Origin of the sequence: Candidatus Clostridium eludens (assembly GCF_045310515.1) — a bacterium.
Lineage (GTDB): Bacteria > Bacillota > Clostridia > Clostridiales > Clostridiaceae > Clostridium_B > Clostridium_B eludens.
Genome location: NZ_JBJHZX010000005.1, coordinates 157,723 through 180,621 on the forward strand (window position 1 = coordinate 157,723; position 22,899 = coordinate 180,621).

20 protein-coding genes, 1 pseudogene and 2 riboswitches are annotated in these 22,899 nt (G+C 31.0%); of the genes and pseudogenes, 9 read left to right on the plus strand and 12 right to left on the minus strand.

What is annotated here, in order from left to right:
* Nucleotides 1-23: 23 nt before the first annotated feature.
* From ACJDU8_RS05145 to ACJDU8_RS05195, 11 genes and pseudogenes are all read right to left on the minus strand, one after another.
* A complete protein-coding gene (locus tag ACJDU8_RS05145) occupies nucleotides 24-1,133 on the minus strand; it encodes an iron-containing alcohol dehydrogenase family protein (RefSeq protein WP_406791081.1) in 1,110 nt (369 codons plus the stop codon).
* A 23-nt stretch (nucleotides 1,134-1,156) separates the two neighbouring features.
* Entirely contained in the window at nucleotides 1,157-2,272 is a 1,116-nt protein-coding gene (hisC, locus tag ACJDU8_RS05150) for a histidinol-phosphate transaminase (RefSeq protein WP_406791082.1), read from the minus strand.
* 184 nt (nucleotides 2,273-2,456) lie between these two features.
* A riboswitch (SAM riboswitch) is annotated at nucleotides 2,457-2,561 on the minus strand.
* Nucleotides 2,562-2,626: 65 nt separating this feature from the next.
* Nucleotides 2,627-2,986 carry a NifB/NifX family molybdenum-iron cluster-binding protein gene (locus ACJDU8_RS05155; protein WP_406791083.1) on the minus strand — a complete coding sequence of 120 codons (360 nt, stop codon included), beginning with the start codon at nucleotides 2,984-2,986 and terminating at the stop codon, nucleotides 2,627-2,629.
* A 17-nt stretch (nucleotides 2,987-3,003) separates the two neighbouring features.
* Nucleotides 3,004-4,302, minus strand: a complete 1,299-nt coding sequence (locus ACJDU8_RS05160) for a nitrogenase component 1 (RefSeq protein WP_406791084.1) — start codon at nucleotides 4,300-4,302, stop codon at nucleotides 3,004-3,006.
* The gene (locus tag ACJDU8_RS05165; RefSeq protein WP_406791085.1) at nucleotides 4,299-5,768 is read right to left on the minus strand and encodes a nitrogenase component 1; all 1,470 of its coding nucleotides are present in this window, start codon (nucleotides 5,766-5,768) and stop codon (nucleotides 4,299-4,301) included. Before ACJDU8_RS05165 ends, ACJDU8_RS05160 begins: the two co-directional genes overlap by 4 nt.
* Nucleotides 5,769-6,151: 383 nt before the next feature.
* Nucleotides 6,152-8,128: a methyl-accepting chemotaxis protein gene (locus tag ACJDU8_RS05170; RefSeq protein ID WP_406791086.1), complete on the minus strand. Its 1,977-nt coding sequence runs from the start codon at nucleotides 8,126-8,128 to the stop codon at nucleotides 6,152-6,154.
* 601 nt (nucleotides 8,129-8,729) lie between these two features.
* Entirely contained in the window at nucleotides 8,730-9,746 is a 1,017-nt protein-coding gene (locus tag ACJDU8_RS05175; protein ID WP_406791087.1) for a 5-oxoprolinase subunit C family protein, read from the minus strand.
* Nucleotides 9,743-10,471, minus strand: a complete 729-nt coding sequence (gene pxpB, locus ACJDU8_RS05180) for a 5-oxoprolinase subunit PxpB (protein ID WP_406791088.1) — start codon at nucleotides 10,469-10,471, stop codon at nucleotides 9,743-9,745. The genes ACJDU8_RS05175 and pxpB overlap by 4 nt, the downstream gene beginning before the upstream one ends.
* Nucleotides 10,468-11,232, minus strand: coding sequence for a LamB/YcsF family protein (locus ACJDU8_RS05185; protein ID WP_406791089.1), 765 nt, complete (start codon nucleotides 11,230-11,232; stop codon nucleotides 10,468-10,470). The genes pxpB and ACJDU8_RS05185 overlap by 4 nt, the downstream gene beginning before the upstream one ends.
* 40 nt (nucleotides 11,233-11,272) lie before the next feature.
* Nucleotides 11,273-11,959, minus strand: coding sequence for an ABC transporter ATP-binding protein (locus ACJDU8_RS05190; RefSeq protein WP_406791090.1), 687 nt, complete (start codon nucleotides 11,957-11,959; stop codon nucleotides 11,273-11,275).
* Nucleotides 11,952-13,105 (minus strand): annotated as a pseudogene (locus ACJDU8_RS05195) (ABC transporter permease). Before ACJDU8_RS05195 ends, ACJDU8_RS05190 begins: the two are co-directional and overlap by 8 nt.
* Nucleotides 13,106-13,319: 214 nt before the next feature.
* Here ACJDU8_RS05195 and map point away from each other — a divergent pair.
* The 3 genes from map to ACJDU8_RS05210 all read left to right on the plus strand — a co-directional run bounded on the left by map (nucleotide 13,320) and on the right by ACJDU8_RS05210 (nucleotide 16,278).
* On the plus strand, nucleotides 13,320-14,075 hold the full coding sequence (gene map / locus ACJDU8_RS05200; protein ID WP_406791091.1) for a type I methionyl aminopeptidase: 756 nt from the start codon (nucleotides 13,320-13,322) through the stop codon (nucleotides 14,073-14,075).
* 244 nt (nucleotides 14,076-14,319) lie between these two features.
* On the plus strand, nucleotides 14,320-15,009 hold the full coding sequence (gene rd / locus ACJDU8_RS05205; RefSeq protein ID WP_406791092.1) for a rubredoxin: 690 nt from the start codon (nucleotides 14,320-14,322) through the stop codon (nucleotides 15,007-15,009).
* 405 nt (nucleotides 15,010-15,414) lie between these two features.
* A complete protein-coding gene (locus ACJDU8_RS05210; protein ID WP_406791093.1) occupies nucleotides 15,415-16,278 on the plus strand; it encodes a TerC/Alx family metal homeostasis membrane protein in 864 nt (287 codons plus the stop codon).
* Nucleotides 16,279-16,328: 50 nt separating this feature from the next.
* On the opposite strand, the gene ACJDU8_RS05215 is transcribed toward ACJDU8_RS05210, so the two are convergent.
* Nucleotides 16,329-16,874, minus strand: a complete 546-nt coding sequence (locus tag ACJDU8_RS05215) for a 2'-5' RNA ligase family protein (RefSeq protein ID WP_406791094.1) — start codon at nucleotides 16,872-16,874, stop codon at nucleotides 16,329-16,331.
* A gap of 180 nt (nucleotides 16,875-17,054) precedes the next feature.
* Nucleotides 17,055-17,162: riboswitch (SAM riboswitch) on the plus strand.
* Between the two features lie 180 nt (nucleotides 17,163-17,342).
* Between ACJDU8_RS05215 and ACJDU8_RS05220 the strand changes: the two genes are divergently transcribed.
* From ACJDU8_RS05220 to ACJDU8_RS05245, 6 genes are read left to right on the plus strand one after another with little or no spacing between them, the layout of a single operon-like run.
* Nucleotides 17,343-17,981 carry an ABC transporter permease gene (locus ACJDU8_RS05220; protein WP_406791095.1) on the plus strand — a complete coding sequence of 213 codons (639 nt, stop codon included), beginning with the start codon at nucleotides 17,343-17,345 and terminating at the stop codon, nucleotides 17,979-17,981.
* Between the two features lie 23 nt (nucleotides 17,982-18,004).
* Nucleotides 18,005-18,922 (plus strand): glycine betaine ABC transporter substrate-binding protein, encoded by a 918-nt coding sequence (locus ACJDU8_RS05225; RefSeq protein WP_406791096.1) that lies wholly within the window; start codon nucleotides 18,005-18,007, stop codon nucleotides 18,920-18,922.
* Between the two features lie 49 nt (nucleotides 18,923-18,971).
* Nucleotides 18,972-19,949, plus strand: coding sequence for an ABC transporter ATP-binding protein (locus tag ACJDU8_RS05230; RefSeq protein ID WP_406791097.1), 978 nt, complete (start codon nucleotides 18,972-18,974; stop codon nucleotides 19,947-19,949).
* Nucleotides 19,950-19,967: 18 nt separating this feature from the next.
* Nucleotides 19,968-20,630 (plus strand): ABC transporter permease, encoded by a 663-nt coding sequence (locus tag ACJDU8_RS05235; RefSeq protein WP_406791098.1) that lies wholly within the window; start codon nucleotides 19,968-19,970, stop codon nucleotides 20,628-20,630.
* Between the two features lie 31 nt (nucleotides 20,631-20,661).
* The gene (locus tag ACJDU8_RS05240; protein ID WP_406791099.1) at nucleotides 20,662-21,576 is read left to right on the plus strand and encodes a 4Fe-4S binding protein; all 915 of its coding nucleotides are present in this window, start codon (nucleotides 20,662-20,664) and stop codon (nucleotides 21,574-21,576) included.
* 37 nt (nucleotides 21,577-21,613) lie between these two features.
* Nucleotides 21,614-22,894 (plus strand): O-acetylhomoserine aminocarboxypropyltransferase/cysteine synthase family protein, encoded by a 1,281-nt coding sequence (locus tag ACJDU8_RS05245; protein WP_406791100.1) that lies wholly within the window; start codon nucleotides 21,614-21,616, stop codon nucleotides 22,892-22,894.
* Nucleotides 22,895-22,899: the final 5 nt, after the last annotated feature.

Sequence of the window (22,899 nt, forward strand, 5' to 3'; positions counted from 1 at the left end):
AATAAATATACTATTATATCTAGTTATTTATTTGAAGATGCCTTATTAAGACTTTGAATTCCAAGACGATTTGCTTTAATAATTGCTTCTTTGATTAGAGTACTATTTACTTTAAAGTTAAGCTTATCTAATTCTTTTGAATGTATGTCTACTCCGTTAACTATACTTAATATTTTTTTATTAACATCATCTTCTATTCCTAATTGTTGTAATGTAACAGGTAATTTTAATTTGTTTAGTACATCAATAAGCCCTTCTATTTCTTCGTCATCCTTTCCCTCAAGGAGAAATTGTACAATTAATCCGAAAATAACTTTTTCGCCATGTAAAGTATACTTTGTATCTGGGATATGGGTGAAACTATCATGAATAGCATGTCCCATTGCAGCTATATGCTTTCCATTATTAATACTTCCAACAAATCCTGCTAAAATTATGATAGAATCAATTACATCTTTATATTGCTGATTTCCAATGTCATTATCATCTGATTTTTTATGTAACCCATTAATATAATTTTTTAGTATATCAAGTGCCAATTTTGCCGTTTGTAGGCCTATCTTTAGATTAATATCGTTATTTCCAGATAAGTTAGGTACTATTTCATACCATTTTGCAATGGTATCACCAATACCTGCATTCAAATATCTTATTGGAGCTTCTTTAATTACACTTATGTCCACTAAAACAAGTTTTGGAGATTTTTCTAACAAAAAGTAATCTGTATGTTCACCATTTTCATTATATATTACTGATAAAGCCGACCATGCAGCACAGGTGGCAGCAATAGTTGGAATTGTTACTACATACAGGTTTGCTCTTTCACCTATTGCTTTTGCCAAATCCAATATTGTTCCTCCGCCTACGCCTATAATTAAATTTACTCCTAATTTATTGGCCAACTCAGTATACTTATCTATAGCTTTAAATGTACAATACCCACTATACTCTTCAGTGTAATATTGAATTTTTTCTTTGTTAAAACTCTTAAAAAATTTTTTTTCTACTGCCTGTAGTGCTGATTTTCCACCAACAATTAATGCATAATTACCTAGCTTAGAGATGTATTCCCCACTTTTTTCTAGAGCATTTATTTCATTAACATAAACTTCTGGTGTTTTAATTCTTATCATTTTTTCATCCCCTTAAAATATATTTAATACCATTGTCTGATTGTTGAACCTAGTACAATATCTCTTAGACTTTCTATGAATAATTTATTTTCCTCTGGCCTTCCAATTGTAACTCTGAGCCAAGTTGGCATATTAAATTCAGTACCTGCATGTACATCTATACCCTTTTCCAATATTTTATTGGCTACATAAGTACTATCTTTTCCTACATTAACCATTATAAAATTTGTTTCAGTAGGAATATACTCTAGCTTCATTTCTTTAAAAGTCTTGTAAAAATATTGTTTACCTACAGTATTACTTTCAATACATTTTCTCTTAAAATCCTCATCTTTAAGACTAGCTGCAGCAGCAACTTGAGCTAATGCATTAACATTGGCAGGCATTCTTATCTTATTAAGATAAGCAATTATATGTTTATTTGCTATACCATAACCAATCCTAAGCCCCGCTAATCCATAAACCTTTGAAAATGTCCTTAGAATTATTATATTTTCATATTTATACAATAAGTTTGTAGTCTGAGGATACTGTGGATCACTTACAAGTTCGTAATAAGCTTCATCAAATACCAGGATTATATTCTTCGGTACTGATTCTAAAAAATCCATTAACTCTTTCTTTTTAAATATAGTTCCCGTAGGATTGTTTGGATTGCACAACCAAATAATTTTAGTTTTATTAGTTATTTTATCTGCAATTTTTTTCAAATCCACTCTATGATCCTTTAACGGAACACTTACAACAACACCATCCATTTTAAGGGTTGCTGTCTTATACCACCAAAAAGATGGATCCGGAATAATTGACTCATCCTGTGGATTTATAAAAGTTTGTGCAATTAATTCAATAATTTCAAATGAGCCATTTCCAAAAATGAATTGTTCCAGCTTTAAGTCATAAATATTGGCCAATATCTCTCTTACCTCAGAACATATGCCGTCAGGATACAAATATAATTTATTAATATACTCCTTTAATGCGCCTTCAACCAAAGGCGAACATCCATTAGTATTTTCATTTGCTGATAATCTTAAAATATTATTAGGACCTAATTCTCTTTGTATTTTTTCCACAGCTTTAGATGGTTTATGAACTTGGATATTATTTAATGAATTTCTACACTTTAGTTTAGTCATAATATAATCATTCCTTTCAAATTCAATAATGAAAAAAACCAGAGACCTTAAATATAAATTTTATTTAAGGTCTCTGGTTTTTCCAGTCAACTAAAATTTAACAATATATAATTAATTTCATGAAATAAAAAATCCCTTTCGCAGATGAAAAGGAGTATATGCTAAAAAATTTTTAACATTGATTTCCCCATCTTTCAGAAATACATCTGCAGGACTTAGCACTTCGTATGAAAACACACTACTTGCTGAAACTTCATCGGGCCAGCCCCTCGGTTTCTCTTGATAAGGATATTTATTAATTTATTTTTGTATTATATTTCTAACAACGTAAACAACCTATCTATAAAAACATTTCTAGTCACAAGGTTTAGAAATTTTATTTATTTTAGAATAATATTTAATTAATCTTTTTAAAGCTTTATCTATAGGTTGATTTACATCAAAAACCTCTATTCCATTCCTATTTAGAAACATAACAGCTTCTCTACCTATTTGACTTACCAGAACTATTTTGCATCCTGAAAGATGTTTAATAACAGATAAAATTCTATCATAGTGATCTCCTCTCTGGAGAAAAATATTATCTATTTTTCTCAATTCTACAAATTCATAATTATCATCTTCCACTTTATATATATAAAATTGGCTGGCTTTCCTAAAATGTTCATTTATAAATTTGCCATCACTACTTGCAACTGCAACTTTATAATTCATATGCACCCTCCCATAAATCAATTAAATCTTGTAAGAACTACAGAATATATATCTTCTAAGAGTTTTAGTCCGCCTGAATATCCTACATAGGAACTATTTATTATAAGCCTTTCAAATACAGGCCATGAAATAGTAATATAATGCGCCTTTGTTTCCTCCGCTATTTTCTTCTCCCATGAACTTCCTATAATCAATGGATATCCATAAAAATCCGTATTTTTAATTTCGTTATCTATCTTATATCCATCTGTACAAAATTCTACTTCTGCTTCTATACCATCATTCAGCTCTTTAAAATATTCCCTTACGTTATTTTGATATTTTAAAGGAGTATCATCAGTTATATATTGTTTCGAAGGAAAGAGTCCAAAATCATTTACCAAAAATTTAGTAATTCCAACACAGTACTGAGCATCTGAAACTACCACAAAACGCTTTGACATAACACGAGTTTCAAGAAATACATCTGCAAAACGCTCTATATAATAATAATATTCCTGTTCATGACTCTCAATGATATCTTCCACTTTTTGCTTATCTATTTTCGCAAACTCACCTAACGCACGTAGGAATTTGCTTGTTTCAAAAGCCCCTATAGGCAATACTGGATAGTGAAAATAAGGGGTACCAAATTTATTTTCTAAAAGTTTCATATTTTCAAGTCCTACCCAAGGGGATACCAAAAGGTTAAATTCTGCCTCTGGTATTTTATCTATATTCTCAATTCCTCTTCCATATCCGAATATAGTATTGGGAATTAATCCAAGCTCTGAAACAAGCTTTTCTAATTGTCTTAAATTACCAAGCCAAAACGGATCATGAAGAGGTATACTAGCCCATATATTTACTAATTCCTTCGTCTTCTTGTTAGAAGGTTTCAAATATTGTTCAATAATAGCTTCAATGACCCACTCATGGCCCAAATAATTATTACCTTTAAATCCAGGTGTTGATGCATATATCACAGGCTTTTTTGCATTTTTAAATGAGCGTACCACTTCTTCTGCATCATCTCCAACTATCTCTGAACTACAGCTGGTTAAAACTACATAAAGATCTGCATCTATCACTTTAAGTGCATTTTCTATGGTTTCTTTGATCTTACCCTCTCCTCCAAAAATCACTTCTTTTTCACTTATATTTGTGCATGGAAATATATGAGAGGAAAAATATCCTGAACTTCCAAAATCCCTTTCAAGTTTTTCAGCACATCCCGGTCCAGAGTGTAAAACAGGAATAGCTCTGGTTATTCCATGTACAGTCTGCATAGCTGCCATAGCACATTTATATCTTGGCTGATCTAATATCTTTGTCATATTACCATACCTTTCTTTAAAAATGTTGAATTATTTTGCTCATACCACCAATCCGTATATGGCAATTTAACTCTAGAAGCAAGATTTTTTTCAAAACTCCTATTATTAATTGTATCAAGCACACTATATGCAAAATTTAATGTTCCCCTATATCCAAAAATCATATATTCATCATTTACACATAAGGCAGGTATTCCCTGCTTTATAGCCCATACAGTAGTTCCTGGATGCCTTGAAAAATATATATCCGGATGATATTCATTTAATATATTCAATATTTCATAATTCTGTTGTTCAGTTACACTTAATTTTATATTATGTGATGAATTTTTCATTAAATAATTAACAGCAGGGGGAATTATACCGCTGTCATGTTTTCTATCATAATGCCATGCACCTGCCCATGCTATTTCAATACCAAGTTCCTGAAGCACACGGGATACTTCAAAAGTATAGCCAGGTCCCATTCCAAGTACTGCCCTTAACCCCTTAAGTTTCTTTTTTACCTCTTCTATTTTAGGTAAGTATATTTCTCTTTCTCTTTTTATATAATTTTCTACTTCCTGCTGCTTTTCTATTACTTCACCTATACTCCTAAGCCAGGTCTCAAATCCTGCAATACCTAATGGATTGATTGTTTTTATATATGGAACTCCATATTTTTCTTCAAGACCATTTCCCAAATATGTTCCAAGTGTTCCACATATACATACTGTAGCCAGAGATTCTGATAAATGGGACAGTTCTTCTATTGTTGAATTCTGATATAAAAATAATGGTTTCACTCCAAAATTTGAAAATATATCTATTATCTCCTCTCTGGCACTTTCATAAAAATTTTTAAAATTAATTATATTATTCTTTTTATTAGGAGGTTTCACGATATTGGTAAGAACTGCATGATCTGAAGCATCAAACCCAGAAGCCCACACTCTAGATCTAAATCCTTCACAATAAACAGCAGCTATTGGTACTGGTATCTCTTCTTTCAATTCCTCTACAACACTATCTACATCTTCTCCAATAATACCTGTTGCACAGGAAGTTCCTATAAAAATTGCTTTAGGATTATATCTTTTGTAAATTTCTCTTGTTATTTCTTTAAGACTTTCTGCAGCCCCAAATACTGTATCTCTTTCATTCATATCAGTTCCAACAAATACAGTGTTATTTATAATTCCTCTTTTAGTAGCCATTTGAATATTTGTAACATTTACATTTGCTGACATGGCTGTACAGCCTGATGGTGCATGGTTTATTACTGCTACATCTCTTATTCCGGAAAGTTGACTTAATGCACATCCTGCATTACAAGAGCTGGATTGACTAAAACATCTTTCCCTGTTATTTAAATTTCCACATTTTGACCTATTACATAAATCATGTAGATCTCCGCTGTAGCCTGTAATAGCTCCCAGCCGCTCCTCTCTCGTCTGGGAAAGTGAGGTGTTAAAATTAATTGACATACTTTTCATCTCCTTTTAACATTTCCAAATAATTGTAATAAAAAAAGAGATACTAAGTAAAATTTATAATACTTAATACCTCTGGTTTTCCAGTTAGCCTTATCTAAATAATTTTTATTTATTTTATACCACATAAATTAAAAAGGCTAATTTTACTTTATAAAATAAGACTAGCCTCCAGTATCTCTAGTGAACTAACTATACTTATTTCCATCATAATTCAAATTAATCTTACACTTTTTATATATTAGATTTATAATTAATCTAATAATATAAAAAATGTAAGGTTAGGTGTATTTATTGTCAACTATATCACTTTTTATTACTATACTACTTGAAAAATTTTTTGTCAATATAATAATCATACTAATTTTAATCTGAAACTAAACTTTGAATTTTTGAATGATTTCATTAAGTCTTTGTGCCAAATGAGATTGTTCTTCAGCAGTTTTGCTAACCTGTATAATACCTTGAGTTGCATAATTTATAGAACTCTTAATCTCATTGGTACTTTCTGATGATTTTTGTGCAGTTTCTGCCATACTACTAATAGCTTTAGTTATTTCATCTACTGTAATTTTTATTTCTTTTGTCATTGTTGCTAATTCCTTGGAAGTATTAAAAGTAACTTCAGAATCTTTAAAATACTCCTCTCCTGTATTTGAATAATTATCTAACTGGAGATTTACATTTTCATCAATAAATTTTAATAATTCGTTACTTGTACTTGAAAGATTGTCGAAAGCTTCCTGAACCTTTACTACAGTACTTTGTATAGTAGAAACCACTTCAGAGGATTGTTCAGCTAGAACCCTTACTTCTTGGGCAACTACAGCAAATCCTTTTCCTTGTTCCCCTGCTCTTACAGCTTCAATAGATGCATTTAATGCCAGTAGATTGGTTTGTTCTGCAATACTTGCAATCACATCTGCCATTTCTTTTATTTGTGAAACTACTTTTCCATCATCTATAGCTTTTAATATTCTTGTTTCTTCATCTTTATAAATATTTTTACACTCTTGTATTGAACCCCTGGCATTGTGCTGTATTGAAAGTGCCTTTTCTTTAGCCTGGCTTGCATTAATATTTCCATTTTCAGCTTTGCTTGATAATTCGTTTACATTTGCATCTATTTCCTCTACAGATGCAGTTACCTCCTCTGCAGAAGAAGTAACTTTCTGTGAACCTGCTACTATGCTATTTATTGAACCATTCACACTTTTAAATTTTAATGTTATTTCTTCAACTGCCGCAGAAAGTTCTTCACTGGAAGAACTCATACTCTTAGAATTATCAATGATGGTTTTTACTAGTTCTTTTACATTTTTCTGTGCAATATTAAGCAAACTAGCTGTTTGTGAAAATTCATCAGCCCTTGTTATCTTTATAGGAGTACTAAAGTCACAGACAGACAGCCTTTTTGCAAAATCCTGTATTCTTAACAGAGGTCTGGTTACATATTTTGCAATAATTATTCCACATATAACAGCGGCTATAAGCATAATAATTAAAATTACAAAAGCTGTTGTCATACCTGCATTTAAATCTCCTACATAATCACTCTGGGGAAGAACAGCTATAACTATCCAGCCCGTTTCTTTAGATTGATTAAATCCAACTACTTTTGAAGATTTTCCATCTTTATATTGTAAATTTCCATGTTTCTCATTTAAAATTGTTTGTCCAGATGGAATCTCTTTTTTTATGCTAAGCATTAATTTGCTTTTATCAGGATCCGCAATAATAGTACCATCCGGTAAAGCTAGTATAGAGTATCCTGTTTTTCCAACTTTAGTTGCCGTTAACTTATTGCATAATGTAGATAAATCAATGTCAATACCTACAACTCCTTCTTTTCCGTCATTGAAATGTAATTGTTTAGCAATAGTTATTATAATCTTATCTGTAACAGCATCTTTATAAGGTTTAGTTACGGACACTTGTCCATTGGCAGCTATTGCATCTTTATACCAGGGCCTGCTGGTAGGATCATAGCCTTCAGGTAGTTTAGCATCAGGATATATAATCATCTGTTTTGATCCATCTGCTACATATGATTGCATTATATCTTTATTACTGTCAGTTATACTTCTCAGTGCATTGATTATATCGTCTTTATTCTCTCCTATTACAGCCTGATTAATTGCCAAAGCTTGTATTAAATTTTTTAATGAATTGCTATGTAAGTCTATAAATGAAGTTTTTTCATCTGATATTTGAAGAGTTAGCTGGCTTGCTTTATTATTTACAAGTTTTGATGCAATGTGAAAACTTGTAATAGATATTACTAACAGTGGTATAACGATAAATAATATTAATATACTGACTAGCTTATGCTCCAATGATATTTTCTTTAACATATATAAATTTCACCTCCCTTTTTAAACTTTTTATTAACAAATACACATTATCATATCTTACCACATATGTTTTTCAAAATCCATAATAATTCGACATGATATTTTTAGATGAAACTCTTATTTAAAAAATATAATTTTTAAATAAATTTTAGTTTAATGCAACAAAATTAAAACCACCAATTAGCTAAATGACACTAACTGGTGGTTAAACAAACCCTAACTCATATAAAAAACTTGGTTTTACTTGAATTTTTTATCACCTTTTTTCGACCGCTTTTTCAGTACTACTACGCACATCACAAAGGCTTATAGTAATTTACAAATTGGACGTTTTATAGGAATATACACTATTAATAATCAACTTCCTACAGACTAACACTTGTACACAACGGAATATCTATAAATATAAACACATACCTATAAATAAACTAATTGCATTTTTACCCTAACTATTTTAAAATATTTAACATTTCAATTCATATTAAATTATGAGTTAGGATCTGCAAGAAAAATTTTTTTACTTTCTTGTTTATATTATACCCTGAACATTTAGATAAGTCAACTAAATATTTAAAAAATTAACGCAAGTAAGAAAATAATATTATATTTGAAAATTGATAGAGTTCTTTAAATTTACAGCTGTTTTCAAATTACGTATATATATTTCTCTATTAAAATACAAATTTTCTGCATCTTTTAAAGAAATTTCTACAAACGTAATTTTTTCATTAGGTTTCATCTGTGCTATTTTTTCTAGATCTACAGAAGCTATCTGTGCAATCTTAGGATACCCTCCTGTAGTCTGCCTGTCTGCCAAAAGTATAATAGGATTGCCATCGTGAGGAACTTGAACGCTTCCAAAAGAAACCGCTTCAGAAATCATTTCAAAAGTTTCAGTTAACCGAATCCTAGGTCCTAATAGATGGTATCCCATTCTATCAGACTGCAGTGAAATCATAAAATCAGAATGAAAAAAATCATTTAAACTTTCTTGAGAAAAATACTTGAATTGTCTTCCTCTAACAACTCTAATAGAATTGTATCCACTTCCCCCTTTTCTGTATCCTCCCACTTTCCAGTTAACTGAAATAAATGCTTGTGATGCCTTTTCTTTTAATAGTCTATCCATAATATTAATGGATTTTTTTCTCGGAGGATTGAGCTTAATTATATCACCTTTTTTCAAAGCTCTTCCTTTGTATCCTCCTATTCCAGCCTTAATGTATGTACTTTTACTTTTCATAATCTCAGGAACATCAAATCCTCCAGCAACAGATAAATATGCACGACAGCCTAATCTGCAATTACTAAATTCCAATATGCTGTCCTTATTTAAATATACAGGTCTCCACATAGGTACAGATTTTCCTTCTATAGTTGGTAAAAAATCTCCTCCCGTTATGGAAAAAAGAGTTCCTTTAGACATCTCTAAATAAGGTCCCACTAATGTAATTTCCAGTGCTCCTTCTCCTTCCTTATTGCCAACTAGAATATTGGCCAGACGGAGTGAATACATATCCATAGCACCGCTAACTATGACCCCATACCTTTGATATCCATATCTGCCTAAATCCTGAATAGTTGTAAGAAGTCCTGGTTTAAAAATCCTTATATTCACTTTTCGCTCTCCTTATATTTTTCATATTCACTAAGGGAAATAGAATAAAATTTCACTATATCCCCTGGCTTTAGAATACTTGGAGGACATTTATGAGGACAGAATAATGCTCTAGGTGTACTTCCAATAATCTGCCATCCTCCTGGAGTACTAATTGGATAAATGCCTGTTTGCATTCCCGCAATTCCAACGGAACCTATAGGAACTGATTTACGTGGTGACTTACGCCTTGGAGTGGATATTTCTTTAGACATTCCTCCTAAATAAGGGAAGCCAGGAGCAAATCCAATCATATATACAACATATTCATTACTTGAATGAATTTTTATCACTCTATCTAAAGAAATATTATTATACCTGGCAACATACTGAAGGTCTGGTCCAAATTCTCCCCCATAGCATACGGGAATTTTCACAATCCTCACTTTTCCTTCAAGTGACAGATTAAGATTACAAAGCATTTTATCAATCATTAAAGAAACTATTTCACAGCATTGTTGTTCTCCCTCTGTTACAGATTTCACCTTTACCGCATCATAAAATATGGTAAGAGTAGAGAATGCAGGTACATACTCCACCATTCCTGTAAAAGGATGTTCATCCAAGTATTTTGCAAACATTCTAACTATTTGATGTATATCTTTATTTATTTCCTTTCCGAACTCTACTAAAACCGCAGACTCACTTACAGGAAAGATACTCCATTTAAATTCATACTGCTTCATATATAATTGATCCTTTCTACAGAAACACCAGAACTCTCAAGATAGTCTCTAATCTTACTTGCAAAAATTAATGACTGCCTGCTGTCACCATGAATACATACCGTATCAACTTTTATTTTAATATCTTCTCTCTGCTGGCACATAACTAAACCATCTTTTACCATGCGATAAACTCTAGATATAGCCTCACCGCTATCTGTAATCACCGCATCAGGCTCACTTCTTGGAGTAAGGGATCCATCTATTTGATAAGTTCTATCTGCAAATACTTCACTGGCCGTTTTAAGTCCTATTCTATTGCCTTCAGATATAAGTTTACTCCCTGACAATCCAAAAAGAACAAGTTCAGAATTAACTTTATATACCCCTTCTGCAACAGCTTCAGCAATAGCTTTGTTTTTTGCTGCCATGTTGTAAAGTGCTCCATGAGGTTTCACATGCTGCATTACTCCACCTTCAGATTTTACAAATGCATAAAGTGCCCCTATTTGATACACAACCATATTATAGACCTCCACAGGAGATATATCCATATTACGCCTTCCAAATCCAGCTAAATCAGGAAGCCCTGGATGGGCACCAATTGCTACATTATTTAAAAGAGCACTCTTTACGGTTTCATGCATTACTCCTGGATCTCCCGCATGAAATCCACATGCAATATTAGCAGAAGTAATATATTTTAATACTTCCTCATCACATCCTATTTTATAAGCTCCAAAACTCTCTCCAAGATCACAATTTAAATCAACTTTATACATATCTTCTCCTTCCTAAAATACACATCTACCATCTTTATTATCAGGTAACAGTTACTTTTTGTACCTTTCCATCTTTTATCTCTATAATTCTATCCGCTCTATTTGCTATGTTTTTATCATGGGTTACAATAATAAAAGTTGTATTAAATTTGCTGTTTATACCTCTAAATAAATTATATATCTCACCTGCATTAGTGGAATCTAAATTTCCTGTAGGTTCATCTGCCAAAATTATTTTAGGTTTGTTCATAAGTGCCCTGGCTATAGCTACCCTTTGCTGCTCTCCTCCAGATAAATCATAAACATTCTTCTTTCTAAGATCTGCAATACCTACTAAATCCAAAAGCTCCTCGGCCCTAGCTTTGACCTTTCTTCCACACAAAAAATGCTTTATTCTATAAGGCATAAGTACATTTTCCATAGCATTAAATTCAGGAAGAAGGTAATGAAATTGAAAAATAAACCCTATATTTGTATTTCTAAAAGAAGCCAAAGACCTCCTACCCATATCTTTTATATTTTTCCCTTCAATATAGACCTGACCTTCTGTGGGATTATCTAAAATACCCATTATATTTAATAAAGTAGTTTTTCCACTCCCTGATGCTCCTATTATGGAATTAAAAGAACCTTTTGGTATAGATAAGCTAATATCATATAAAACTTTATTTTTAATTCTCCACCCAAAAACTTTACTAACATTTTTAAGTTCAATAATATTATCCATTTTTTATTACCTCCACAGGATTAAGTCTAAAAGATTTAAGTGCAGGGAAAAATGCTGCAAAAGTTGAAGCAGCTATGTCAATAGCACATGATAATTCAATAAACCTATAGTTTACAATTATATCAACTAAAGGTAATCCTTTAGAATTAACTATATACTTATTGAACCCCTTTATATAAATCCACGTAAAAAATAACCCTAATGCTGTACCCAATACTCCTAAAATAAATGCTTGTACAAAAATATAAAACCTGCACTGCTGTCCCTTATTCCCATAGCTTTTAATATGCCTATCTGTTTATACTTTTGAACTACACTTATACCAAGTATACTTATAATGCTAAGAACTGCGGCAAGAAGTACAAAAAATTGGATTATAAGGGTACAAATTTTTTGCCCAATCATGCCATTGGCCAAAAACTGATTTTGATCTTTCCAGTTTTGAACTTGTAAGTTTTCATCAAGAAGTACTTTTCCTATAGCTTTTGCCTCCAGGTCCGCATTATATATATCCCTCACTCCTACTTCTATAGAAGTAACTTTATCGCCAAAGCCAATCAGCTGCTGCACTGCAGTTAAATCCGTAATAACCCAAGTAGCATTTATCTTAGAGGCACCCAAATCAAAAAAACCTACTACATTCAAAGTTAATTTTTTTGCGCTTATAGTAAATATGTCAATATTATCTCCTAATTTAAGGCCTAACCTTTCTTTTAAGTCTTTTCCTACAATAACTTGTCCAGCACTTTCATACATCTTTCCCTCATATATATTATATTTCATACCATATAACTCACTTACATCTTCAGGAATAAAGCCTCTCATCTGAACTGGCTGGTTTGCATTTTCAAGTTTGATAAAAGCCTGGCAATCAGCCACCGGTGCCACATGATTTACATTTAAATCCCCTTTTATAATTTTCATTTTTTTGTCCTGCCAATTTTCAATACCTCCACTATGAGAGTAAACTGTAACCTGAGAAGAGTCTGCAACAATTTTATTTAAAATGGTATTTTCCAGTCCACTACTTAAAAGCCCTATAAAAATCTGAACAGAAACCCCTATGGCTATACCAAGTATTATAACAAAAGTCTGTATTTTACTGTGTTTTAAAAATTTCCACGCTATTTTAAATGCAACAAACATTACACCCTCCTAAATTACATTTATTATTTCATGTCTAAAATTATAGAAAAAAGCTATTTTTTAGATACATTAACTATAATTATAGCTAATATTTATATAACCAACAACAAATACAAAAGTTTTTATAAAGTCTAAAAAATAATATCATCTTTTTTGTATACACATATGTTAAAATAGAGTAAATATTATAAATTTTAAGATAGAGGGGAAAAATTTGATATCTATAAGAACTGATAGAGAAATAAGCTACATGGCATCAGCTGGAAAAATACTGGCATCCTGCCACAAAGAAATTAAAAAAATGATAAAACCTGGTTTAACTACTATGGAGATAGACTCCTTCGTAGAAAAATATCTAAAGGAACAAGGTGCAAAACCAGAACAAAAAGGTTATATGGGATTTCCTTATGCCACATGTGCCTCGGTGAACGATGAAATTTGCCACGGTTTTCCAACACATAAACCCTTAAAGGAGGGTGATATTGTAACTATTGATATGGTTGTAAATTCAAATGGCTGGCTGGCAGATTCTGCGTGGTCATATCCAGTAGGAAAAGTCTCACAAAAAGCTGAAGACCTTATGAAAGTTACAAAAAAATGCCTTTATAAAGGTATAAAAGAAGCCATTTGTGGAAATAGAATAGGAGATATAAGTCACGTTATACAAACTTATGCAGAGTCTCTAGGATATTCTGTGGTAAGAGACTATACAGGACATGGCATAGGTAAGGTAATGCATGATGACGTAGTGGTACCCCATTACGGCAGAGCTGGAAGAGGGCTAAAGCTTAGTGAAGGAATGGTGATTACCATAGAGCCTATGATAAACATAGGAACCTACAGAACCATATTAGATGATAATAATTGGACAGCACGTACTGCTGACGGCAGCTTATCGGCACAATATGAACACACCATTGCTATAACAAAAAATGAACCTATAATCTTAACAGATCAAGATAATATATGATAACAAACCACAAATAATACTTATTATTTGTGGTTTGTTATTACCGCATTATTTTAACTATTGAATAAAAATATTCATGTTACACAATATATATAACTTAACATTTCAACTTAAAAGATCTATTACAGAATAAAGGGGAATAAGTAAATATTACTTTTAATATAATATTTAAGTAAAACAATATATAAACGAGAGGAGGCATTACTTACATATTAAATCTTATATATGTAAGTATAATTAAATTATGATTGATAACAAAGCATTTTATAAACTAAGTTATGGTTTATATGTTATAAGTTCTATTTCTGGAGGTAAGAAAAATGGCCAAATTGCAAATACAGTTTTTCAGATAACATCAGATCCAGCTAAAATTGCAGTAAGTATTAATAAACAAAATCTTACCCATGAATATATACAAAAAAGCAAGTTAATAGGAGTATCCGCTCTTTCAACAGAAGCCCCTTTAGAATTTATAGGTAAGTTCGGTTTTAAATCAGGAAGAACTACTGATAAGTTTTCTGGGGTATCCTTTAAAACAGGTGCAAGCGGTGTCCCAATAGTTCTTGATAATGCTGCTTCATGGATTGAGTTAAAAGTTGAACAAGAAATAGACGTAGCAACCCACACTATATTTATTGGAAAAGTACTTAATTCAGAATTATTAAAAGATATAGACCCTATGACATACTCATATTATCAAAATGTAAAACGTGGCAAGTCTCCACAAACCTCACCAACTCACGCAGCAAATAAGAATAATCCTGTAAAAAACATGCCTAAGTATCAATGTTCAATATGCGGATACATTTATGATCCTGCTATAGGAGATCCTGACTCGGGTGTTAAAGTAGGTACTCTATTTGAAAATTTACCTAGCAACTGGAAATGCCCAGTCTGTGGTGTAGGCAAAGATAAATTTAAACCCTTAGACTAAATAATAATTATATGATTTAAAATCTTTACATTAACTATAGGATTTCCTTTTACAAATTGACATTATAAGTTTTTAAAAAGTTAAAGGAACTCCTATAGTTTTACTATAAATTATAAAAATTTAATATTATTATGTTGAAAATATATAAAATATATATTAATATATAAATATAAAGTTAAACTTAATAATTGCTGTTAAAAGGGAGTAATTGAAATTACAAAGTCAACATTTCGATTTATATTTTCTAAATCTGGTTTTGTAAACCCTAACAGGGTAATAAGACTTTTAACATAATTCATAATTTTACTTATTGTGAATTACGTTAAAGGTCTTATTTTTTTTATTATAAGTTTGCTTGTTATTTGATTTTCAGATACTCAATTAAAAAATGGGAGGTAAAATTTTATGTCTACAAAAAAATCTTTATTACGCTTATGCTTTTGGGTAGGACTAGCTTTAATATTTAACATTGGAATTTATATTTTCATGGGACCGGAAAAAGCCCTATCTTTTCTAGGCGGGTATGTAATTGAACAAAGTCTCAGCCTTGATAATATCTTTTTATTCTTACTCATATTTGAAAGTTTTTCAATAAAACCAGAATATCAAAAAAGAGTATTAACCTACGGAATCTTCGGAGCAGTGGTATTAAGGCTTATATTTATACTATTAGGAGTAACCATTGTCAATAAATTTCACTGGATGTTATATATATTTGGACTGGTACTTATAGTAAGTGGTATTAAAATGTTTTTTAACCATAATAAATCGAATAACTTTCATGACAGTAAAATAATTAAATTACTTAATAAAATAATTCCGGTATCCAAAGAATTACAAGGCGAAAAATTTTTTGTTAAGAAAAATAGCATACTTTATGCAACTCCATTATTCGCTATATTAATATTAATAGAAGCTTCAGATATAATTTTTGCAATAGACTCAATACCTGCTATATTTTCTATAACTACAGATCCGTTTATAGTATATACTTCAAATATATTTGCTATATTAGGGCTTAGAAACATGTATTTTGTACTTGAAAAACTTCATAAAAGCTTTGCTTATGTTAAATATGGAGTTGCATGTATACTTATATTTACAGGCATTAAACTTTCAATTACTTTTTTCCACATAAATATTTCAATAATAGCATCCTTATTAATTATATTTGCAATAATGTCAGCGAGTATTTTAGCCTCTATGATTTTAAATAAAAAAGCAGCTACTTACCATCCTTCCAAAATCTCTAAAAACTCTACTAAATAACTGTACAAACATATTTTAAAATTAAGGATAAATTTTAATGATAGCCTAGCTTATAGAATTTCATGGCTATCATTAAGTTTATACTTTTTTACTAATTCCCATGTATTATTTTTCCACTGATAAAGAGATATATTATCAAAATACTCATTAAAATTACAGGTATATTTATTAACATAATCCCATATTTCTTTGAATCTATCCTTTATTCTCTTAGATACTACGGTACAATGAAAAACTTTATTTTTTCCTTCATTATGTTTGAATTTTATCCACGGTACCTTTTCTAATTCATCTATAAAATCGTCGTGGACTTTTTTAGCTTGTGATGACATTTTTATATCCATATAAACTACATCTTCTCTAAATGTTCCATAACCTTCAATTTTTATTGGTGGCTTATAATTACTCTTAGAAAATTTATTTAAGATATTTGTTATATCCTCAATTTTATCAGTTTCAAAAGGTGCTTTTATTGTAAAATGGGCCGGTAATTTAGTACGTTTTTTATTGAATTTATAACAGACATCATTAGTTAATTTCTCATGAAATTTTAATGCTTCTCCACCTATAGCACACACAATAACGTATCGTTCCACCTTAATCTCTTCCTTTCATTATTTATCAATGAACATTATATCATTATTATTTTCATATAACTACATTTCCATTCTCAATTACTTTGTGTACTATATTTAGAAATTATATAAAAATTAGGTATTGACAAACATATTATAAGAATATATACTTTTTCATAAAATATAATTAAATATGGAAAATTCTTATCAAGAGTGACAGAGGGACTGGCCCTATGAAGTCTAAGCAACCTGAATATAATTTTATTTAACGGTGCTAATTCCAGAGGGTGAAAACCCAGAAGATGAGAAGCCCAAAGATTACAATAGTTTTCTGCAGTTTCTCAGCGGAAAATTTTTTTATTTTTAATAGAATTGCTTAGTTAACTACAAAACTAGAGGCTAAGTTAATCTTTTCACAACTTAATAATTTAAAAAGATCAACCTGGTCTTTCCCATTTTATTTATTAACAGGAGGAGGTGAAAATTATTATGTTAGCTGCTATTATTAATTATTTGCAAAGTACTCATTTAGAATATTATAAGGCTATTAGAATTCACATATTAATAAGTACTATAGCCATTGTAACTAGCATTATCATATCTGTACCACTGGGAATTATATGTTCTAAAAATAAAAAATTTTCCACAGTCATAATGAACTTATTTAATTTTTTAAGAATTATTCCGAGTCTGGCCATACTTGTACTAGTTATGCCTATACTTGGAACTGGCTTTCCTCCCGCTCTATTGGCGCTAACTATTCTTGCTATACCGCCTACTTTAATAAATACCTATCTGGGATTTAAAAATGTAGATAAATTCATCTTAGAAAGTGCCAGAGGCATGGGCATGGGACCCCAAAGAATACTATTTAAAATTGAACTACCACTAGCTCTGCCTTTAATAATTACAGGCATCAGAACTTCTGCTGTAGAAGTAATAGCCAGTGCTGCTTTAGCATCATACATTGGGGCCGGAGGTCTTGGAGATTTTATATTTACAGGTTTAAGTCTGAATGATTCTAAAATGCTGCTACTTGGAGGAATTTCCGTTGCACTGTTATCTATAACATCAGAAATATTGCTAGCTCTATTACAACATAATATCATTAGATACCAAAGAATTTAAATAAATTATAGGGGGAATTAAATATGTATAAAAAATTTAAAAAGACTGTATTATTCTCATTAGCTGCTTCACTGTTATTTACTCTTTCTTTTACAGGCTGCGGCAATAAATCAAATACTGCCGGCTCCAATAAGCCTACTATAAAAGTGGGTTCTAAAAACTTTACAGAATCACTTATTCTAGGTGAATTATATGCAGATGCTTTAGAAAAGGCAGGATATAAAGTAGAAAGAAAATTGAATTTAGGTGATGCTGTAGTACATCCTTCCCTAGTTAAGGGAGATATAGATCTTTATCCTGAATATACTGGTACAGGCTTGCAGTCAATATTAAAAGAGCAGCCTAAATTTGATTCAAAAGAAGTCTATGACGAAGTATCTAAAAAATATAAAGAAAAATTCAACTTAATTTGGCTAAACCCATCTTCTGGAAATGATTCGCAAGGACTGGTTATCACTAAAAAAGCATCAGATAAATATAACATTCATACTATTTCTGACCTACAAAAAAATGCCAGTAACTTAAGGTATGCATCCCAAGGAGAATTTGACGTAAGAGCTGATGGTATGCCTAGGTTAGTACAAATATATGGTGCATTTAATTTTAAGGATAAAAAAATATATGATAATGGCATTAAATACGATGTACTTCATAATGATAAAGCTGATGTAGCAGTTGCATATACTACAGAAGGACAACTACGTAAGGATGAATTTGTATCACTGGAAGACGACAAGCATGCATGGCCACCTTATAATGTAGCGCCAGTGGTTAGAGGTGATATTTTAAGCAAAAATCCTGAAATAAAGGATATTTTAAATAAAGTCACTGCTAAATTAGATAATGCTACTTTAATTAAGCTAAATGCTCAGGTAGATATAGATAAGAAAGAATACTCAGATGTAGCAAAAGACTTTTTTAATAAGGAGTTTAGCAAATAATACATTATATTTTAATATGATGTATGCTATGAAAAGAGGTGAATATAGTTTGGCAAATACTGCAATAGAATTTTTAAATGTAAGCAAAAAATTTCCCAAAGCCTCTAAATATTCTATTACCGATATAAGTGTAAGTATTGAAGAGGGAAATTTTATAACTATTTTAGGGACTTCCGGTTCAGGAAAAACTACATTTTTAAAAATGATTAATCGAATATACGAAGCTACCTCAGGAGATATATTATTCTTTGGCAAAAATATAAAAAAACTTCCTGTAGAGGACTATAGGCGAAAGATTGGGTATGTTATTCAACAGATAGGTTTATTCCCTCATATGACTGTAGAAGCAAACATTGCAACAGTTCCACAAATTTTAAAATGGGATAAAAATAAGATAAATGATAGAATAGATTATTTACTTAATTTAGTAAGTCTTTCTCCTAAGGACTTCAGAAAAAGATATCCGGGACAATTATCTGGAGGTCAGCAGCAAAGAGTAGGAATTGCCAGAGCCATGGCCGCAGATCCATCTGTAATGCTAATGGATGAGCCATTTGGGGCCATCGATGCTATTACAAGGCAAACCCTGCAGGATGAGCTAATAAAAATACAAAAAAAACTTAACAAAACAATACTTTTTGTAACTCATGATGTAAATGAAGCTTTTAAATTGGGAGATAAAATTATCATTATGAATGAAGGTAAGATTCAACAATTTGATACTGCCTACAACATTTTGTTTAAACCTGCTAATAATTATGTATCTAAGCTAATTTCTTCTGACAATATATTGCAGAGATTGAAATTACTTAAGGCCAGCTCCGTAATGCTGCCTATAGATTTCTCTATAAAAAATACCTCTTATAGAATAAGCCCTGATGAAACTTTAGATAATGTACTGGCCTTTTTCCTTGAAAATAATATAGAGTACATTATTGTAGAAGATAAAAACCAAAACCCCATAGGTAAAATAACCTTAGAACAATTAAAAGCAAATCCTAAAGTAGATAAGCTGGAAATATGTTGAGATAGAAAGGTGGAAATTATGCTAGATTATTTATTTAAATATTATGATAAAATGGCACAACTATTGGCAGAACATCTTTATATTGTATCTTTAACAATTGCCTTGTCACTATTAATTTCAATACCTGTATCAATTTTAATTCTTCGCTCTAAATTATTGTCTAGCTTGGTATTGTCCATATTTGGAGCTATATATTCAATTCCCAGCTTGGCTTTATTTGCTCTTTTAGTACCTTTAATAGGATTGGGTAAAAAAACTGCTATTTTTGTTTTAGTTATTTACAACCAGTACATTCTCATAAGAAATGTACTGGCAGGTTTTAACTCTATAGACCCTTCTATAGTAGAAGCTGGCATAGGAATGGGTTTAAGTAAATCTCAGTTGTTTTTTAAAATCCAGCTGCCTTTAGCTTTTCCGATAATACTGGGAGGTATAAGAATATCTACTGTAGTCACCATAGGAATTGCCACTATTGCAGCAGTAATCAATGCGGGAGGTCTTGGTGTCATATTATTTGATGGCCTGAGAATGAACTATTTACCTAAAATTTTATGGGGAACTATTATGTCGGCTGGATTAGCATTTTCAGCTAATGAAATAATACTACATTTTGAGAAAAAGGCTTCCTTAAAGGCAAAAGGAGAACTTACATACAGCGAATTCCAAAATGGTTTGTATTAGTTATATAAATTTATTAAGGTGGAGATAATAAATGTCAATTGAAACAAAATTGGTAAATCTTTTAGATGTTCCCGAAATAATAACACCCTATTTACACTATATTTATACGGAAAATGACATAGAACTAATGGTTACAATAGAAGATAACTCACTTTCAAAAGGAGAAATCGAAAAATCATTAAATAAAGATATGACTAATGCTCTAAAAAATGCTTATAAGAATTCTGTGATAAATAAAACAATAGAGGAAGAAATAAAATATAGTGTTAATTCTCTGGATTCCAGACTCAGCAGAATGGCTTCTTTCGAAAGAGATAACTGGAAAAAAATTAGAGAAGAGGATAGAGAAAAAATTTCAACCTGGATTTTTAAAAAATTTATTGACTCTAAAAAGAATATATCAATAAATGACTTAATTAAAGCTGGAAATAAGATTCTTCCATTAGAAGATGTTATTGAATATTTAAATACCATAGAAGAAGATATTTATGTGATTCCCTGTGACTGTAAATCTATAACTGAAAGATGCAGCTTTGACAGAAATGTATGTATAACTTTTGGAAATGAAATAAATTCTTCTCAAAATAGAGGACATGGCAAAAAATTAACTAAAAAAGAAACCATAGAATTATTAAAACATGCTGAAAAAGAAGGTCTTATCCATTCAGTAGAAAAAAATGCTATTTGTAATTGTTGTACATGCTGCTGCTATCCATTAAGAACCTCGGAAGCTCTGGGGCTTAAGGGAAAATGGCCTAAAGCTTCCTATATTGTATCTATAGACAAAGATCAATGTATAAATTGTGGTATATGTATAAAACGCTGCCAATTAAATGTATTTGAAAAAAAGGATAGCATCATATATATGCACAGCAGTAGATGCATAGGCTGCGGCATATGTACAACTACTTGTCCTAAAAAAGCCTTAAAGCTGCAAAAGTTATAGAATATTAACAAATAATATATTGAGAGGAGTTATTAGTTTGACCACTAAAAAATTTAAATTCGATACACTTCAAATTCATGCAGGGCAAAAAGTAGATTTGCAAACTGGAGCTACTGCTGTACCAATATATCAAACTTCAGCATTCCGCTTTGATACTTTTAAAGATGCCAAAGCAGTTAGTTCTTATGAAAAATTTGGATATAACTATACTAGATTTAGGAATCCAACTCAAAGTGCACTTGAGGAAAGAATAGCCTCGCTTGAAGGTGGTTCAGCTGCCCTTGCTGTCAGTTCTGGAATGGCTGCCATTTCCTATTCCATACTAAATATTTTATCTCAAGGGGATGAGATAGTAGCCTCAGATACTCTATACGGCGGCACACATAGTACATTTACAAATTTATTTTCAAATATGGGGATAAAAACTAACTTTGTAGACCCTAATAGCATAGATAATTTTAAAAACCATATTAATGAGAAAACTAAAGCTATATATGTAGAATCCATGGGAAATCCAGGCATTAATATTGTAGATATAGAGCCTTTATCAAAATTAGCTCATGATAATGGAATCCCCTTAATCATTGATAATACCTTTGCTACCCCCTATCTCTTTAATCCAATAAAATATGGGGCTAATATTGTAGTTCATTCCGCCACAAAATTTATAGGGGGCCATGGCTCTACTATAGGCGGAGTTATAGTGGAAGGTGGAAATTTTGATTGGGCTAAAAGCGGTAAATTTCCATGCCTTACAGAAACAAATTATAATGGAATTAAATATTATGAAACATATAAAAACACTGCTTTTATATCAAAAGCCAGAGATCAGCTCATGGGCAGCTTAGGTGCCACCCTCAGTCCATTTAATGCCTTTATGTTACTTCAGGGAATTGAAACATTGTCCCTTAGAATGAAAAAGCATGTTTACAATGCACAAAAAGTAGCTGAATTTTTAAATAAAAATGATAAAGTTTCTTGGGTAAATTATCCTGGACTTAAAAACAGTAAATACCATGATTTAGGCAAAAAATATTTTTCTAAAGGTGCTGGTTCCATACTTACTTTTGGCCTAAAAGGAGGTCTTAGCAACATAGAAAAATTCATAGATAATTTACAGTTATTTTCTTTGGTAACAAATATAGGAGATGTGAAGTCTCTTGTAGTTCATCCAGCCACTACAACCCATGCAGAATTATCTGAAGAGGAACAAGCCCTGGCGGGTGTAACACCTGACTTAATAAGATTATCTATAGGCATTGAAGATATTGATGATATTATTTTTGATTTAGACACATCTTTAAGAAGGCTAAATTAACTGAA